16 protein-coding genes and 1 tRNA gene are annotated in these 15,901 nt (G+C 74.7%); 7 read left to right on the top strand and 10 right to left on the bottom strand.

Annotation, left to right across the window (positions count from 1 at the left end):
* Positions 1–170: 170 nt before the first annotated feature.
* Positions 171–2,252 carry a S9 family peptidase gene (locus PHK61_RS05705; protein WP_274279987.1) on the bottom strand — a complete coding sequence of 694 codons (2,082 nt, stop codon included), beginning with the start codon at positions 2,250–2,252 and terminating at the stop codon, positions 171–173.
* A 62-nt stretch (positions 2,253–2,314) separates the two neighbouring features.
* Between PHK61_RS05705 and PHK61_RS05700 the strand changes: the two genes are divergently transcribed.
* Complete coding sequence (locus tag PHK61_RS05700) at positions 2,315–3,343, top strand: tryptophan--tRNA ligase (RefSeq protein ID WP_274279986.1); 1,029 nt, start codon at positions 2,315–2,317, stop codon at positions 3,341–3,343.
* A 3-nt stretch (positions 3,344–3,346) separates the two neighbouring features.
* Here the strand turns inward: PHK61_RS05700 and PHK61_RS05695 are convergent, their stop codons facing one another.
* Together PHK61_RS05695 and PHK61_RS05690 are read right to left on the bottom strand one after the other, a co-directional pair.
* Positions 3,347–3,646, bottom strand: a complete 300-nt coding sequence (locus PHK61_RS05695) for a hypothetical protein (protein ID WP_274279985.1) — start codon at positions 3,644–3,646, stop codon at positions 3,347–3,349.
* A gap of 236 nt (positions 3,647–3,882) precedes the next feature.
* Positions 3,883–4,317 (bottom strand): HIT family protein, encoded by a 435-nt coding sequence (locus tag PHK61_RS05690; protein ID WP_274279984.1) that lies wholly within the window; start codon positions 4,315–4,317, stop codon positions 3,883–3,885.
* Positions 4,318–4,377: 60 nt separating this feature from the next.
* Here PHK61_RS05690 and PHK61_RS05685 point away from each other — a divergent pair, with 60 nt between their 5' ends.
* On the top strand, positions 4,378–5,100 hold the full coding sequence (locus tag PHK61_RS05685) for a type 1 glutamine amidotransferase (RefSeq protein WP_274279983.1): 723 nt from the start codon (positions 4,378–4,380) through the stop codon (positions 5,098–5,100).
* Positions 5,097–6,011, top strand: a complete 915-nt coding sequence (locus PHK61_RS05680; protein ID WP_274279982.1) for a TIGR03854 family LLM class F420-dependent oxidoreductase — start codon at positions 5,097–5,099, stop codon at positions 6,009–6,011. Before PHK61_RS05685 ends, PHK61_RS05680 begins: the two co-directional genes overlap by 4 nt.
* 189 nt (positions 6,012–6,200) lie before the next feature.
* Here the strand turns inward: PHK61_RS05680 and PHK61_RS05675 are convergent, their stop codons facing one another.
* Complete coding sequence (locus PHK61_RS05675) at positions 6,201–6,629, bottom strand: pyridoxamine 5'-phosphate oxidase family protein (protein ID WP_274279981.1); 429 nt, start codon at positions 6,627–6,629, stop codon at positions 6,201–6,203.
* Positions 6,630–6,673: 44 nt separating this feature from the next.
* On the opposite strand from PHK61_RS05675, the gene PHK61_RS05670 reads away from it, so the two are divergent.
* From PHK61_RS05670 to speD, 3 genes are all read left to right on the top strand, one after another.
* Complete coding sequence (locus PHK61_RS05670) at positions 6,674–7,471, top strand: hypothetical protein (protein ID WP_274279980.1); 798 nt, start codon at positions 6,674–6,676, stop codon at positions 7,469–7,471.
* Between the two features lie 1,334 nt (positions 7,472–8,805).
* Positions 8,806–9,972, top strand: a complete 1,167-nt coding sequence (locus PHK61_RS05665) for a type III PLP-dependent enzyme (protein ID WP_274279979.1) — start codon at positions 8,806–8,808, stop codon at positions 9,970–9,972.
* On the top strand, positions 9,947–11,203 hold the full coding sequence (gene speD / locus PHK61_RS05655; RefSeq protein ID WP_337993928.1) for an adenosylmethionine decarboxylase: 1,257 nt from the start codon (positions 9,947–9,949) through the stop codon (positions 11,201–11,203). Before PHK61_RS05665 ends, speD begins: the two co-directional genes overlap by 26 nt.
* Before the next feature lie 16 nt (positions 11,204–11,219).
* Here the strand turns inward: speD and PHK61_RS05650 are convergent, their stop codons facing one another.
* The 3 genes from PHK61_RS05650 to PHK61_RS05640 form a co-directional block, all read right to left on the bottom strand.
* Positions 11,220–11,633, bottom strand: coding sequence for an acyl-CoA thioesterase (locus PHK61_RS05650; RefSeq protein ID WP_274279978.1), 414 nt, complete (start codon positions 11,631–11,633; stop codon positions 11,220–11,222).
* 34 nt (positions 11,634–11,667) lie between these two features.
* Positions 11,668–13,407: an AMP-binding protein gene (locus PHK61_RS05645; RefSeq protein WP_274279977.1), complete on the bottom strand. Its 1,740-nt coding sequence runs from the start codon at positions 13,405–13,407 to the stop codon at positions 11,668–11,670.
* 106 nt (positions 13,408–13,513) lie between these two features.
* A complete protein-coding gene (locus PHK61_RS05640; RefSeq protein WP_274279976.1) occupies positions 13,514–13,735 on the bottom strand; it encodes a DUF3618 domain-containing protein in 222 nt (73 codons plus the stop codon).
* Positions 13,736–13,819: 84 nt separating this feature from the next.
* On the opposite strand from PHK61_RS05640, the gene bcp reads away from it, so the two are divergent.
* Entirely contained in the window at positions 13,820–14,293 is a 474-nt protein-coding gene (bcp, locus tag PHK61_RS05635) for a thioredoxin-dependent thiol peroxidase (protein ID WP_274279975.1), read from the top strand.
* Between the two features lie 4 nt (positions 14,294–14,297).
* Here bcp and PHK61_RS05630 read toward each other — a convergent pair.
* The 3 genes from PHK61_RS05630 to PHK61_RS05620 form a co-directional block, all read right to left on the bottom strand.
* Positions 14,298–14,371 (bottom strand) — tRNA-Leu (locus tag PHK61_RS05630).
* Positions 14,372–14,429: 58 nt separating this feature from the next.
* Entirely contained in the window at positions 14,430–15,269 is an 840-nt protein-coding gene (locus tag PHK61_RS05625) for an alpha/beta fold hydrolase (protein ID WP_274279974.1), read from the bottom strand.
* Positions 15,266–15,877 carry a class I SAM-dependent methyltransferase gene (locus PHK61_RS05620; protein ID WP_274279973.1) on the bottom strand — a complete coding sequence of 204 codons (612 nt, stop codon included), beginning with the start codon at positions 15,875–15,877 and terminating at the stop codon, positions 15,266–15,268. Before PHK61_RS05620 ends, PHK61_RS05625 begins: the two co-directional genes overlap by 4 nt.
* Between the last annotated feature and the right edge of the window lie 24 nt (positions 15,878–15,901).

The raw sequence follows: 15,901 nt of genomic DNA, 5'->3' as shown, positions 1-15,901 counted from the left end.
GTCGCCCTCGCCGCGCCAGCTAAGGCGAACGCCGGGGGGCGTGGGTGCGCTTTGGGGGAACCCGGGCGAACTGTTCCCGATCGCAAACGTCGTCGGCGTGTCGCGCGATCGAGGATGTGGCGATCCTGGCGTTGAGTGCCAGCGATGCCGCATCGCTGGTACGCCCCCCGCTACCCCAGCGCGTCGCGCAGGAACGCGACCTGGAGGAGGAGCAGGTTCTCGGCGACGACCTCCTGCGGGGTCATGTGCGTGACACCCGAGAGCGGCAGCACCGTGTGCGGGTGTCCGGCCGCGAGCAGGGACGACGAGAGCCGCAGGGTGTGGGCGGCGACGACGTTGTCGTCGGCGAGCCCGTGCACGAGCATCAGCGGACGCGCCGGCGTGCCCGTCTCGTCGGTGATCGACGAGCGCGCGTACGCGTCGGGGTGCGTGTCGGGGTGGCCGAGGTAGCGCTCGGTGTAGTGGGTGTCGTAGAGGCGCCAGTCGGTCACCGGCGCGCCCGCCACCGCGGCGTGGAACACGTCGGGACGACGCAGCACCGCGAGCGCCGCGAGGTACCCGCCGAACGACCACCCGCGGATGCCGACGCGGTCGAGGTCCAGGTCGCCGACCTGCTCCGCGGCCGCGTGCAGGGCCGCGACCTGGTCGTCGAGCACCGGGCCGGCGAGGTCGCCCCACACCGCCCGCTCGTAGGCCGGCCCCTGGCCCGGCGTACCGCGGCCGTCGGCGACCACGACGGCGAAGCCCTGGTCGGCGAACCACTGCGAGGTCAGGAACATCGCGCGCGTCGCGAGGACCCGCTGGGCGTGCGGGCCGCCGTACGGGTCGAGCAGGACGGGGAGCTTGCGCGAGCCCGGCACGTGCCCGGTGGGCAGCACGACGGCGACCGACGGCCCGCCCCGGTCGGTCGCGATCCGCCGGACCGCGGGCTGGAGCCCCGGCGACTCCGCGTGCGAGGCCACGCCGACCGTGCGGCCGTCGGCGCGCAGCGCGTAGGTGCGCACCCCGTCGTTGTCGAGGTCGCCGCCCGCCAGCACGGTCACCCCGCCCGCGCGTCGGCCGGCCCAGACGCCGTACTGCGGGCCGACGCGCGTCGCTCCCCCGTGCCGCGACCAGGCCCAGAGCGTCACGTCCTCGGGCCGCTCGGAGGCGGTGAACAGCACGGTGTCGCCGTCGACGTCGGCCACCGCGCGCACCTGCAGCCCGAGCGGGGTGACGACCTCGTCCCCGACCACCAGCCGGCGCGTGTCGTCGCTGTCGGCGCACCGCACGAGCGCGCCGTCGCCGAGGTGGGCGGGCACGCCGGGCACGAGGTCCACCCAGACGTCGTCGGTCTCGCTGACCAGCACCGACGACTCGCCGGTGTCGGGGTCGACGCGGCGGTGGTCCACCCGGCGCTGGTCGCGCGTCGACACCGTGACCAGCAGGTCGTGGGTGTCCCACGTGACGCCGGCGAGGTACTCGGTGCCGTCGCCGAGGTCGACGGGCACCCGCGTGCCGTCGAGGTCCACCAGCGCGAGCGTCACGTCGGCGTTCGCGGTGCCGGCGGCCGGGTAGGCGGTCTCGACGGGGGCGCGGTCGGGGTGGGCCGGGTCGGCGATCCACCAGCGCGTCACCGGGGCGTCGTCGACGCGCGCGACGGCGAGCTGCGAGCCGTCGGGCGACCACCAGTACCCCCGGTAGCGGTTCATCTCCTCGGCGGCGACGAACTCGGCGAGCCCCCAGCTCACCCCCGGCCCGTCGTCCTCCGCCGGTCCGGCCAGCACGTGCGTGGTCCCGGTCGACAGCTCGTGGACGTGCAGTGTGCCCGCGCGGACGAAGGCGACCCGGGCGCCCGTCGGGTCCGGGCGCGGGTCGACGACCGGGCCGTCGACGGGAAGGGGCGCCGCCTGCGCGCCGGGGACGAGGTCGACGGTGAACGCCCGCCCCGACAGCACGAACACGGCGAGCCGGGCGGCCGCGTCGAGGGCGTACTCGACGACGCCGCCGGACTGCTCGCGCACGCGCTCGCGGCGGGCGCGCTCCTCGGGCGGGAGGTCCTCCTCGCCGGGGACGTCGAGGTCACGGGGGTCGACGAGCAGGTGCTCCTCGCCGGAGGCGACGTCGAGCAGCCACAGGCAGGTCAGCGGATCGTCGCCGGCGCGGCTGCGCAGCAGGACGACCCGGGCGCCGTCCGGCGAGACCGTCGGGCGCCGCGGCGCGCCGAGGGTGAACCGGCGGGTGGCGGCCTGGCGACGGGGGAAGCTCGACACACCGCGCAGTGTGCCCGGCTCGCACGGAGAAGGTGCTGGACCGCGGCGGATAGGCTCGGCGCGTGGCGGAGACGGAACGGCGCAAGATCGCCCTGACCGGGATCAAGCCCAGCGGCGAGCCGCACCTGGGCAACTACGTGGGCGCGATCCGGCCCGCACTCGAGCTGGCGCGGACGTCGGACTTCGAGTCGCGGTACTTCATCGCCGACCAGCACGCCCTCACCGGGACGCCCGCCGCCGGCGACATCGCGGCGTGGACCCGCTCGGTCGCCGCGACGTGGATCGCCGCCGGCCTCGACCCCGAGCGCACCGTCTTCTACAAGCAGTCCGACGTGCCCGAGACGTTCGAGCTGACGTGGATCCTGTCGTGCGTCACCGGCAAGGGCCTGATGAACCGCGCCCACGCCTACAAGGCCGCCCGCGACCGCAACGTCGCCGCCGGCGAGGACCCGGACGCCGGGATCAACATGGGCCTCTACGAGTACCCGGTGCTCATGGCCGCCGACATCCTGATCATGGAGTCGGACCTCGTGCCGGTCGGTCGTGACCAGCTGCAGCACGTGGAGATCGCCGCGGACGTCGCCGGCAGCTTCAACCACCGCTACGGCGAGGGCTTCCGTCTGCGCATCCCCGAGGCCGTCGTGCCGCCCGAGACGACGGGCCACACGCTGCCGGGTCTGGACGGCCGCAAGATGAGCAAGTCCTACGACAACTACATCCCGCTGTTCCTGCCCGCGCCGAAGCTCAAGAAGCTGGTGCGCCGCATCCCGACCGACTCCACGCCGGTCGAGGCGCCGAAGGACCCGGACTCGTCGGCGGTGTTCCAGATCCTCGCGCAGTTCGCCGAGCCCGACGTCGTGGCCGACACCCGCAAGCGGCTCGAGGCGGGCGGCGTGGGGTGGGGCGACCTGAAGAGCCAGCTCGCCGACGTGCTCGAGGCGCAGCTCGGGCCGCTGCGCGCCCGCTACGAGGAGCTCGTCGCGCCCGGCAGCGAGCTGGACGCGATCCTCGCCCGCGGCGGCGAGATCGCCCGCGAGCAGGCCGCGCGGACGCTGCGCGGGGTGCGCCGCGCGGTGGGCGTCGAGATCTAGGGGTCAGCGCGCGGTGGTGGCGCGGTCGTCGGCGTGCCCGCGGGGCGCCGGCAGCCCGTCGGCGAGGTCGCTCGCCAGCTCGTCCCAGCCCGCCCGACGGCTCAGCTCGTCGGGGGTCTCCGGCATCGCGGGCAGCTCGCCCAGCCAGAGGCGCAGCGGGCCGGTGTCGAGGGGACGCAGCGCCTCCTCGGGGTCGGTGGCCTCCGCGCGGCGTCGCAGCCAGGTGCCGAGCACCAGCGCCGTCGCGACCGAGGCGAGGCACCAGCCGACCACCAGGACAGCGACCCACATGAGGACCGGCACGAGCACCTCCGACGTCGGGGGCGGACCGCGGTGACCGAGCGTGCCCGGGAGCCCACCGCGTGCGTTGCCCCGAGGATGACATCCCGGACGTGGCCGCGGGGCCGCTATCACTCGATCGGACGTCGGGACTTCGACCGTTCACCGCTCCGGAGTGACCGCCGACGGTCGGATCACCGCCGTTCGTCGCCGGTCGTACTCCGTTCGCCGCGGATCAGGCCGCTCGACTGAACGCGTTCTCAGGTGGCGTCCAGCGCAGCGGCGATACGCCCGGCGACCGCAGCAGACTCGTCCGGGTCGCCGTACGGGTGGCGGGGTCCGAGGAAGAAACGCAGGCCGTCCTTCGGGCGTCGCGGGATGACGTGCAGGTGCAGGTGGGGCACCGACTGGCTGATCACGTTGTTGATCATGATCAGGGAGCCCGGAGCCTCCATCGCGGTCTCGACGGCGCGCTCGAGGCGCTGGGCGAGCGTGAAGAAGCCCGGCAGCTCGTCGGGCGGGAGGTCGGCCAGCGTCGTCACGTGGGTGCGCGGCACGAGCAGGACGTGGCCGTGGAAGACGGGCGACGTGTCGAGGAGCGCCATCGTCGACGGGCCGTCGTGGACGACGTCGGCCCGACCGTCGCCGGCGATGACCGCGCAGAAGGCGCAGGGCTTGGTCTTGCGCGGAGGCACCCGCGGAGCCTGTCACGACCCTCCGGACGCTTCCGCGAGGGCCGTTATGGTGGGGAGGACATGGGTGCACCGAGGATGCTGGTGATCGGCCACGAGGTCTCCCCCGAGACCGCGCTGGTCCAGGCCGGGACGTTGGTCGGCTGGGCGGCGGAGCACGGGGTGGAGATCGTGCCGGGGGTCGCCGGCGGGGCGCTGCCCGCCCCCGAGACGCTCGACGCGATCGCCGTGCTCGGCTCTGCGGAGGGCGCGTGGGACGACGACGTGCCCTGGCTCGCCGACGAGATCGCCTACCTGCACGCGGCGGTCGATGTGGGCGTCCCGCTGCTCGGCTTCTGCTTCGGCGGGCAGCTGCTCGCCCGCGTCCTCGGCGGTACCGCCCACGCCGCGGACGGGCGCCACGAGAACGGCTGGCGCGAGATCACCACCGTCGCGCCGGAGATCGTGTCGCCCGGCCCGTGGATGGAGTTCCACTTCGACACGTTCACCCCGCCCCCGCAGGCCGAGGTGCTCGCGACGTCCGAGCGCTGCACCCAGGCGTTCCGCGAGGGCGCGCACCTGGGCGTGCAGTTCCACCCCGAGATCACCCCCGCCGAGCTCGAGACGTGGATCGCGCGCTGGACCGGGACGCCGCTGGAGGCCCGCCTGCCCGAGCTGGGCGTCGACCCGGAGGCACTGCGGGCCGAGACCGCCGCCCGGGCCGAGGAGTCCCGCGCCGCGAGCTGGGTGCTCTTCGACGCCTTCGCCGAGCGCGCCGGCCTCCTGCCCGACCCCGCGGTGCGATGACGGCGGCCGCGATGAAGGTCCGCATCGGCATCGGTGCCGGGCCCTCGCGCCACGACCCGGCCGCGGCGACGCTCGAGCTCGTCGACGGGTGCGAGGCGCGGGGCATCGACTCGGTGTGGTTCCCCGACCGGATCGCGGCGCCGGCCGTGGAGCCGATCGTGGCGATGGGCTGGGCCGTGGGTCGCACGAGCGCCCTCAAGGTCGGGAGCGGCGTGATCGTCCTGCCCGGTCGCAACCCGGCGGTCGTCGCGGCGCAGCTCGCCTCGCTGGCGGCCCTCGCGCCGAAGCGCATCCTGCCGGTGTTCGGTCTGCGCCCCGCCACGGCGGAAGAGCGGACCGCCTACCCCGTGCCCGGTCCCCGCGCCGAGGTCTTCGAGGAGGCCCTGACCGTCGTGCGGCGGCTGCTCACCGAGGAGTCGGTGACCTTCCACGGCGCGTTCTTCACCCTCGACGACGCCACCGTGGAGCCGCGCGCGGCGCGCCCGCTCGATCTGTGGCTCGGTGGCCTGGTGCCGGCGGCGCTGCGGCGGGTCGGGCGGCTGGCCGATGGCTGGCTGGCCTCGTTCGTCACCCCGGCCGAGGCCGGCGCCGCCCGCGCGACGATCGCCGCCGCGGCCACCGAGGCGGGCCGCGAGGTCGAGGAGGACCACTACGGCACGAACCTCCTCGTGCTGCCGCCCGGCACCTCCGAGCGGGACGCCGACCGCGCCCGCGCCTCCTCGGCCCACCGGCGCCCCGACCTCGACGCGCCCGACCTCGTCGCCGACGGCTGGGACGATGCACGCCGGCGGGTGGCGCGGTTCGTGGACGAGGGGATCACGAAGTTCGTCGTGCGCCCGGCCGTGGCGCCGGCGTCGTGGCCGGGGTTCCTCGACGAGTTCGCCGAGCACCTCGTGCCCCTCGAGACCTGATCCGTCTCAGAAGGGTGGGGGTCGTCGGGGTGGTGCGGGGCCGGCGGTGTCGGTGGCCTGTGGGGCTTGCTGTGTGGGGCTCGTGCCGAATGTGGCGGCGTGGTGGGCGGCGGATGTGCCGGCCCCGAGAAGCCCCCGAGACCCCGAACCCAGATCACGGAACGATGGCGATCCCCGTCGGAGCGCAGGTCAGAGGCCGCGGCTGGCCAGCACCCGTGTCAGCGCGATCTCCAGGACCACGCGGGCCGGATTGACGCGCGGCGGGTGGTAGCGCTCGGTGTAGCGGCGCTCGCCGTCCTCCACCGAGGCCGGGTCGTCGCGCACCACCGCGAGCCCCTCGATCGTCGACCACCGTCGCCCGTCGACCTGGGTGAGCGCCACCCGCGCACCCTCCTCGCCGCCCAGACGCACGTGGCGGGCCTTGGCGCTGTGCCCCGAGGTCAGGACCCGGGCGATGGCCGTGTCGAGGTCCAGCGTGCAGTTCACCGGCACCACGTGCGGCGACCCGTCCCGGCGCAGGGTCGTGATCGTGCTGACGCGGTAGTCACGCCAGAACTGCGCGAACTCCTCGCCGCGGGCGCGCAGATCGGAGGGCGTGACGGTTGGCGTCGGGGTCATCCGGCGATGGTGCCCCGCGCCGCGATCACCCGCCCGGGGTGGGGGTGCGCGTCACGGTGGTGGCGATCCAGGCCCAGAACCGGGGATCCATCGGCGACATCGTCGGGATCGCCATCTGCGGCTCCACCGCGGCGGAGCCGGACGAGTCGCCGTTGCCGATCGACTCGTTGACGACGTTCGACTCGCCCGAGTCGCCGGAGGCGGTGGTGCGGCGCGAGGTCGGGCCGGAGCTCCCCGACGAGGAGTCCGAGTCGTCGCTGCTCGCGGTGGACCGGGAGGTCGAGCGTCGCGTGGTCGGGTCGGAGCTCTCGTCGTCGCCGTCCGACGCCGCGCTCGAGCTGGACCGTGCGCTCGGGCGGGTGCTCGGGTCCGACGAGGAGTCCGTCGACCCCGCCGACGGGGACGCGGTGGCCGAGCGAGTCCGCGAGCGAGGGGTCGACGTCTCGTCGTCGTCCGGGGAGCCCGTGGTCGTCCGGGCCCGGGTCGATTCCGCGGTCGCGTCTCCCTCGGGCGCCGACGTCGACCGTGCCGAGCCGTCGGAGCGCCGCTCGACGGACCCGTCGGGCGCCGTGGTGGTCCGGTTGCGGGTGGTCAGCGACGCCCCGGTGGTGGGGTCGACCGTGGTGGTGGTGCCCGCCTCGCGGTCGACGGTGGTGGTGACACCGGTGGACGGGTCGGTGGTGGTCACCGGCGCCGACCGGTCCTCGTCGGACACCTCCGTCGCGTCGGTCGGCAGCGGCCAGCCCTCGGGCGTGGGCTGGGTCCGCCGGGCGGTGCCGCCGGGTGCGGTCTCGGTCCCCGTGTCGTCGCGGATGTCGCCCGGGCCGTCGGGGTCACCGTAGGTGGGCCAGCCCTCGGGCGTGGCGGAGTCGGTGGGCAGCTCGAGCGTCGGCCGGCCCCCGGTGGACGGCGGAGCGCTGGTGGTCGCCTCGCCGGTGCGACGCGCGGGTGTCTCGTCGGCCGCGCCGGGCACGAGGTCCGGGAGCAGCCCGCCACCGCCCCCACCCTCGCCGCCGCGCCCGCCCTCACGCCCATAGCCGCCGCCGTTGCCCCCGCCGTTGTCACCGGCACCGCCCCGATCGGCGTCGCGACCGCGTGCGGGTGCGGCCTCTCCGCCCGGTCGGCGTCGCCATCCCGTCCGGCACCGCCGTCGCCGCCCCGTCCGGCACCGCCGTCGACGCCGCCCCCGTCGCCACCGCCGCCGTTGCCGCCGCCGTTGCCACCGCCGGGCAGGAGATCGGGCAGCAGGCCACCGCCGTCCCCGCCGCGCGCGGGCGCGTCGTCGTCGCGAGCGGCCCCGCCGCCGTTCCCGGCACCACCACCGCGACCACCGGACGACCCGGTGGGTTCGTCGCGCGTCGGGTCGGGCAGCAGCGGCAGGTCGAGCACCGGGCCCGGGTCGTCGTCGGTGGTCGCCGTGCGGGCCGGATCCGTGGGGCCCCGGGTGTCGGGCGGGCTCGCCGGGTCGGCCGCCGGAGCGGGGGCGGGCGCGCCGCCGGCACCGGGCAGCGGCACCGGGTCGACGCCGGGGACCAGCTCGTCGAAGCCCGGCGGGGCCGCCGCCGTGCCCTCCGAGCCGGGGAAGGCGGGCTCGCCGGGTGCGGCCGGCGCGGGGTCGAGCGCCCGCGACCCGGGCAGCGGGATCGGCGTCAGCGGCGGCGCGACGTCGTCGGGGAGGGAGTCGGGGAGGGCGCTGCCGGGCGCTGCCGCGTCGGTGCGGGGCGCGTCCGGGAGGGCCTGGGCGGCGTCGTCGCCGGTGGGCTCACGCGAGCCCAGGGAGCCGTCGGAGGAGTCGTCGACCTCGTCGGAGGTGGTCGGCACGTCGCTCGCGTTGCCGGTCAGGCCCGCCGCGTCGTCCCGGGGGCCACCCGGCACGACCGCGGTCCCGATGCCGAAGAGCGCCGCCACCAGCGCCACCGTGAACAGGCTCGTGACCACGATGTTGCGCGGCGTGCGGAACGGCCACGGTCGCGGACGCGGTGCCGGGTTCCAGCCTCGGGACGAGGTGGACGGCATGCAACCCCCTTCGCAACACGCCCGCCCCCGACAGCGGTCCCGGGCTCCAGCGGCCCCGGAGATCCGTACGGTACGCCGCCGCCCTGTCCCGGGTCAGCCGTTTCGTGGTGTCCGCGAAGAAATCGGCGGGCACCATGGAGCGCGTGAGGGCGCACTCCCCGTGACCGCGGACCGGGCATCCCCCCACCTCGAGCTCGACCTGGCCGCGGTACGCCACGCCTATCGCACGATGCGCACCGCCCTGCCCGGCGTCGAGCTCTGCTACGCGGTGAAGGCCAACCCGCACCCCGACGTCCTCGCCCTCCTCGTCGCCGAGGGCGCCTCGTTCGACCTCGCCAGCGTCGGGGAGCTCGACCTCTGCCTGCTCGCCGGCGCCCGCCCCGCCGGGCTGTCCTGGGGCAACCCGGTGAAGAAGGTCACCGACGTCCGCGCCGCCCGGGCCGCGGGCGTCACGCGCTTCACCACCGATTCCCCCGCCGACGTCGACCTCCTCGCGCGCGAGGTCCCGGGCGCCACCGTCGGGGTCCGGCTCGCCGCCGGCGACGACGGGTCGGCGACCCCGTTCGCCGGCAAGTTCGGCGCCACCGAGGACGAGGCCGTCGCGCTGCTCGAGCGGGCGCGCGCCGCCGGCCTCGACGCCGCGGGCATCGGGTTCCACGTCGGCTCCCAGCAGCGCGAGCCGAGCGCCTGGACCCGCGCCATCGACGCCTCGGCCCGCGTGGCCGCCCGCCTCGGCGACCACGCCCCGCGCGAGCTGAACCTGGGCGGCGGGTTCCCCACCACCCACGCCGGCGGGCTCACCCCCGACGTCGACGCGTGCGCCGCGGCGATCCGCGACGCCCTCGCCCGGCACGCCGGCCGGTGGCGCCCACGCCCGTACGCCGAGCCCGGCCGGGCCCTCGTCGCCGACGCGGGGGTGCTGCGCGCCGAGGTCGTCCTCGTCGCGCAGCGCGCCGGGCGGCGCTGGGTCTACCTCGACGTGGGCCGCTACCAGGGCCTCGCCGAGACCGAGGGAGAGATGATCGTCTACCGCCTGCGTACGCCCGGCCGCGGCGGGGAAACCGGACCGGTCGTGCTCGCCGGACCGACCTGCGACGGCGACGACGTCCTCTACCGCGACGCCGACGTCCGCCTCCCGCTCGACCTCGGGCCGGGCGACGTCGTCGAGTTCCTCGGCGCCGGCGCCTACACCTCCAGCTACGCCTCGGTGGGCTTCAACGGCCTGCCGCCCCTGCCGACCCACGTCCGGCACGACCCCATCGCGACCCACGCCACGATCGAGACCCCGGAGGAAGGTGGAATTGACCACCACACCAGCCAGCACTAAGCCCGCGACGTTCGCCGGACGCCACGTGCTCGCCGAACTGCGCGGCGTCGACCCCGCCGTGCTCGGCGACGAGCAGCGGATCGGCGACGGCCTGCGCCGCGCGCTCGACGCCGGCGGCGCGACCGTCCTCGACGTCGTCGCGCACCGGTTCGAGCCGCAGGGCACGACGGTCCTGGCGCTGCTCGCCGAGTCGCACGCCTCGGTGCACGCCTACCCCGAGGCCTCGGCGGCGTTCGTGGACGTGTTCACCTGCGGCATCCAGGCCGATCCCGAGCTCGTGGTCGACGCCCTCGGCCGCGAGCTGGGCGCGAGCGAGGTGCGCGCGCAGGTCGTGGCGCGCGGCGCCGGGCTGGCCCCGGCCGCCGGCGGGCGTGAGGTCGACGAGCCGCTCGCCGCGGGCATGCGCCGGCGCTGGCGTCTCGACGAGGTGCTCTTTCGCGGCCGCACGCAGTGGCAGGACATGATGGTCGCCCGCACGGCCCAGGGGATCACGCTGTTCTGCGACGGCGAGCGGCAGTCCACCGAGGCGAGCCAGCTCGTCTACCACGAGGCGCTCGCCGTGCCCCCGATGCTGCTGGCCGACCGTCTGGAGTCGGTGCTGGTGGTCGGTTCCTCGGAGGGCGTCGTGTCCCAGCTCGCGGTGGCCGCCGGCGCCGCGCGCGTCGACCACGTCGACATCGACACCGAGTGCGTCCGCCGGTGCGCCGAGCTGCTCCCCTACGGCTACACGCCCGACGAGCTGGCCGACGCCGAGGCCGGGCGCGGTCCGGTGCGCATGCACTACGCCGACGGCTGGCAGTTCCTCGTCGACGCCGCCGCCCGCGGCGACCGGTGGGACGTCGTCATCGTCGACCTGCCCGACGAGCCCGTCGAGATCACCGACCCGGCCCAGCACGCCCGCCTCTACGGCGAGGAGTTCCTGCGGCGGTGCTCCGGGGTCCTCGCCCCCGGCGGCGTCGTCTGCTCGCAGGCCGGCTGCCCCACGCTCTGGCGCCACGACACGCTCGCGCGCATGACCCGTCGCTTCGACGACGTCTTCGCCGCCGTGCTGCCGTACTGCTCCGACGAGCACGAGTGGGCCTACCTCAGCGGGCGCGTCGACCCCGTCGACGACCCGGTCGAGCGCGCGATCGCGCGCCTCGACCGCTTCCCCGCGCTGACGTCGATCGATGCCGACGCCCTGCGCCGCGGGGCGGTGCTGCCGTTCGCCGTGCGGACGTCGGCGACCTGACGCGCGGGGGCTGCCCTCACCCCGACGAGAGCGCCGCCGACAGCTTCTCCGGGATCCCGGGGGCCTTGGACCACGCCTTGGTCTCCGGGTCCTGGACCACGACGACGTACACGTTGCGGCCGGTGACGGCGACCTCGTCGGCGGAGCGGTAGACGGTGAACCCGAGCGTGAAGCTGGTCGTCCCCTGCCGCTCGCACTCGACCTCGACGCGTGCGTCGTCGCGCCACCGCACCGAGCCGCCGTAGTCGAGCTCCGAGTGCACGACCATGACGTCGACGCCGGAGGCGATGAGGTCGGGGTAGGACAGCCCGACGTGGTCGAGGAAGCCGGTGAAGGCCTCGTCGAACCACGTCAGGTAGTGGCCGTTGAACACGACGCCCTGCTGGTCGACCTCCGCGTACCGCGGCACGATCGGGAACGCGTAAGTCATCGGGTCGAGCTCCGCTCCGCTGCGTCTCCCGGTGTCACTGGCGCAGCTCCGGGAAGTCCTCGTCGCGGAACTCGCCCTCGGGGGCGGCGTCGGACGACGGGCCGGGGCGCAGCTCGTCCTCGCGGTCCCGCAGCTCGACCCGACGGATCTTCCCGGAGATCGTCTTGGGCAGCTCGTAGAACTCGAGGCGCCGCACCCGCTTGTAGGCCGGCAGGTTCTCGCGGGCGTGGCGCAGGATCGCCAGCGCCGTGTCGCGCGAGGGCTCGTACCGCGACGACAGCACGACGTAGGCCTTCGGCACGGCCAGGCGCAGCGGGTCCGGCGACGGCACGACCGCGGCCTCGGCGACCGCCTCGTGCTCGATCAGCACGCTCTCGAGCTCGAACGGGCTGATGCGGTAGTCCGACGCCTTGAACACGTCGTCGGAGCGGCCGATGTAGGTGATGTAGCCGTCCTCGTCGCGCGAGCCGACGTCGCCGGTGTGGTACACCCCGCCGCGCATGACCTCGTCGTTGCGCTCCGGGTCGTCCTTGTAGCCGACCATGAGGCCGAGCGGCCGGCCGACCGCGCCGTCCTGGAGGTCGATGCAGATCTCGCCCTCGTCGCCGCGCTCGCCGGTGACCGGGTCGACCAGCACGATCGGGTAGCCCGGCAGCGGGCGACCCATCGAGCCGTCCTTCACCGGCTGGCCGGGCGGGTTGCCGATCTGCAGCGTCGACTCGGTCTGCCCGAAGCCGTCGCGGATGGTCATGCCCCACGACTCGCGGACCTGCTCGATGACCTCGGGGTTCAGCGGCTCGCCGGCGCCCACGAGCTCGCGCACCGGCACCTGCACGCGCGTGAGGTCGGCCTGGATGAGCATCCGCCACACCGTGGGCGGCGCGCAGAAGGTGCTGACGCCCTTCTCCACCATGACGTCGAGCAGCTTGTCGGCGTCGAACTTCGTGTAGTTGTAGATGAAGATCGTCGCCTCGGCGATCCACGGCGCGAACACGTTCGACCACGCGTGCTTGGCCCAGCCCGGCGAGGCGACGTTCAGGTGCACGTCACCGGGCTGCAGGCCGATCCAGTACATCGTCGAGAGGTGCCCGACGGGGTAGCTCGTGTGCGTGTGCTCGACGAGCTTGGGCTTCGCCGTCGTGCCCGAGGTGAAGTACAGGAGCAGGGTGTCGCTGCCCTTGGTGGGCCCGTCCGCGGTGAACTCGGCGGGGGCGTCGTACGCGCCGGCGAAGTCGAGCCAGGGCTCGGTGATGCGGTCGCCGACGGCGATCCGGGTGTAGTCGCCGGGCACGTCGTCGAACTTGTCGACGTCGGCGTCGCGGACCACGACGTGGCGCGCGTTGCCGCGGTCGATGCGGTCGCGCAGGTCGGCGGGCCCGAGCATCGGCGTCGACGGGATGAGGATCGCGCCGAGCTTCATCGCCGCGAGGATCGTCTCCCACAGCTCCACCTGGTTGGCGAGCATGAGGATGATCCGGTCGCCGCGCTGCACGCCCTGCGCCCGCAGCCAGTTGGCGACGCGGTTGGACCGCTCGCTCATGTCGGCGAAGGAGTACCGGGTCTCGCGACCGTCCTCCTCGACGATCCACAGCGCGGGGCGCTGCGCGGTGCCGGGTTCGGAGCCGATGGCGTCGAAGTGCTCGAGGGCCCAGTTGAACTCGTCGAGCTGCGGCCAGCGGAAGTCGCGCAGGGCCGCGTCGTAGTCGGTCCGTCGTTCGAGCAGCTCGTCCCGCGCCCGTCGGAACTCCGTCGCGGCCTTGCTGAGCTCGGGCACTGCGGTGACCCCTTCCGTACGCCGATGGCGAGGCGGTTCTACCACCTCGCCACCGGCGCAGGGAGACGGAGCGCAGCGGGAGCTCGACCGTGGGGCGCGGACCCCGCTACCTGAAGAGCTTCCGCAGAATGATCAGCCCCACGAGCGCGCCGGCGGCGTAGACCGCGTACTTGACGCGGGGGTCGGCCCACTTCTGCGCGGCCATCTCCTTGCCCTGCTCCGAGAGCCGCTGCGGGTTCGCCCGCTCCGACAGCTCGTCGAGCGCTCCGGCGAGCGCCTCGCGCGCCTGCTGGATCTCCTTCTCGATGGCGTCCGTGTCCCGTGCCACGGCACCTCCCCGTGTGGTCGTCGGTCGCGCTGACCGTCGCTCTGTTCGCGACCGGCCGGTGGTCGGCGGCTATCCTGCCCGCCCGTGACCGCCGATACCCGCCTGGCCCCCGGTCAACCCGCGCCGGACTTCTCGCTGACCTCCGATCAGGGGGAGACGGTGTCGCTCGCGGACCACCGCGGACACCGTGTCCTCGTGTACTTCTACCCCGCCGCGATGACCCCGGGGTGCACCAAGGAGGCCTGCGACTTCCGGGACAACCTGGCGACGTTCAACGACGCCGACGTCACCGTCCTGGGGATCTCGCCGGACAAGCCGGAGAAGCTCGCGAAGTTCCGCGACAAGGAGGGCCTGACCTTCCCGCTGCTCTCCGACCCGGACAAGTCGGTCATGCAGGCGTGGGGCGCCTGGGGCGAGAAGACGATGTACGGGAAGACCACGACCGGTGTGATCCGATCGACGTTCCTCGTCGACGCCGACGGGAACATCGAGGAAGCGCAGTACGGCGTGAAGGCCACCGGCCACGTGGGCCGGCTGCTGCGCGACCTGACGCTGTAGGGAGTACCGGCGACGGGATTCGAACCCGCACTGTGCGGCACCTAAAGCCGCCCTCTCTGCCCGTTGGAGTACGCCGGTGGGGTCGTTGCGGGCAACGCGCTCTCGCTGTCGTCCCTGACGATACGAGGGCCGACCTCTACAGGAACGCCCGGACCGCCGCCGCGACCTCGTTCGCCGCCTCCAGCGGCACGAAGTGGCCCACGTCCTCGAGGTGGTGCACGCCGCGCAGGTCGGTGTACGCGCGGTCCAGGCCCTCGGCGAGCCGCGGCGGGAACAGCGGGTCCCGGTCGCCCCAGAGCACGGTGGTCGGCACGGTGACCGGCGCCGGCGGGTCCTTGCCGCGCAGCGCGAGCGCCGTGCGCAGGGTCGCCGAGCCCGCGCGGTACCAGTTCACCGACACCGTGAACGCCCCCGGCCGCGCGTAGGCCTCCACGAGCTCGTCGGTGACCCCCTCTCGCGCCGCGATCCCCCGGGCGCCCCAGTGCGACCAGAAGTGCTCGAGGTACGCCCGGACGTTCGCCGCCGACCCGTCGACCAGGTTCTCGACGAGCTCGAGCTGGTGGAAGTCCTGGTACCAGAACTCGGCGCGGTGGTCGTCGTCGAGCGAGGCCGCCGCGGCCCCGGGGTGGATCGCGTTGCCCAGCACCAGCGCGCGCACCCGCTCGGGCGCCGTCCGGGCGAGGTGCGTCGCGGTCGTCGACCCCACGTCGTAGCCGACCAGGACCGCGTCGTCGAACCCGAGGTGGTCCATCAGCTCGAGCACGGCGGCGCCCTGCGCGTCCCGGCCGAAGTCGGTGGCCGGACGGTCGACGTCCCCGGGGCGGAAGGAGGCGCCGAAGCCGAGCAGATCCGGGACGACGACCTGGGCGTCGCGCTCGAGCAGCGGCAGCAGGGCGCGGTAGTCGGACGCGGCGCCGGGCCAGCCGTGCAGGCAGACCACCGGGACGCCGTTGCCCTCGTGCGCGTACGAGATCACGTGGCAGTCCCCGATCCCTCGACGGCGAGCACCCGGAATCCCGCGTGCGACGACAGGCGCGTGGCCGGGTGGCCCTGCTCGCCGAGCCAGCGGGCGAGCGAGTCCGAGCCCAGGTTCTTGCTGACGACCAGGTACGACGTCCCGTCGACGCGCGGCAGCCAGCGCAGCAGCAGCTCGTGCAGCGCGGCCTTGCCCGAGCGGATCGGCGGGTTCGACCAGAGCTCGGCGAAGCGGACGTCCTCGGGGACCTCGTCGGGCCGGCAGGCGCGGACGTTGGTCAGCCTCGCCGCCGCCGCGTTGGCCCGCACGAGGTCCAGCGCGCGGTCGTTGACGTCGACGGCCCAGACCGTGGCCGCGGGGCGCCGGGCGGCGATCCAGAGCGCGATCGGCCCGTAGCCGCAGCCGAGGTCGAGCACGTTCCCGCTCGCGGCGGGGTCGGGGGCGTTCTCGAGCAGCACACGGGTGCCCTTGTCGAGCCGGCCGCGGGAGAACACCCCGGAGTCGGTGGTGAGGTCGAGCGCCACCCCGCCGATCTCGAGCCGGAACGGGACCGGGTCGGACGGCGAGGTCGGCTGCTCGGAGAAGTACTGGTCGGTCACGGCGGACACGACGCGATCAGGGGAGCACGCCGA

Origin of the sequence: Actinomycetospora lutea (assembly GCF_028737205.1) — a bacterium.
GTDB classification, from domain to species: domain Bacteria; phylum Actinomycetota; class Actinomycetes; order Mycobacteriales; family Pseudonocardiaceae; genus Actinomycetospora; species Actinomycetospora lutea.
The sequence above is the reverse complement of the archived record's forward strand: the minus strand, read 5'-3'. Positions and strand labels throughout refer to the sequence as shown.

Coding starts and splice junctions, on each gene's coding strand:
- PHK61_RS05685 (WP_274279983.1), top strand. CDS start 4,378: ATGGGTGCACCGAGGATGCTGGTGATCGGCCACGAGGTCTCCCCCGAG.
- PHK61_RS05680 (WP_274279982.1), top strand. CDS start 5,097: ATGACGGCGGCCGCGATGAAGGTCCGCATCGGCATCGGTGCCGGGCCC.
- PHK61_RS05675 (WP_274279981.1), bottom strand. CDS start 6,629: ATGACCCCGACGCCAACCGTCACGCCCTCCGATCTGCGCGCCCGCGGC.
- PHK61_RS05650 (WP_274279978.1), bottom strand. CDS start 11,633: ATGACTTACGCGTTCCCGATCGTGCCGCGGTACGCGGAGGTCGACCAG.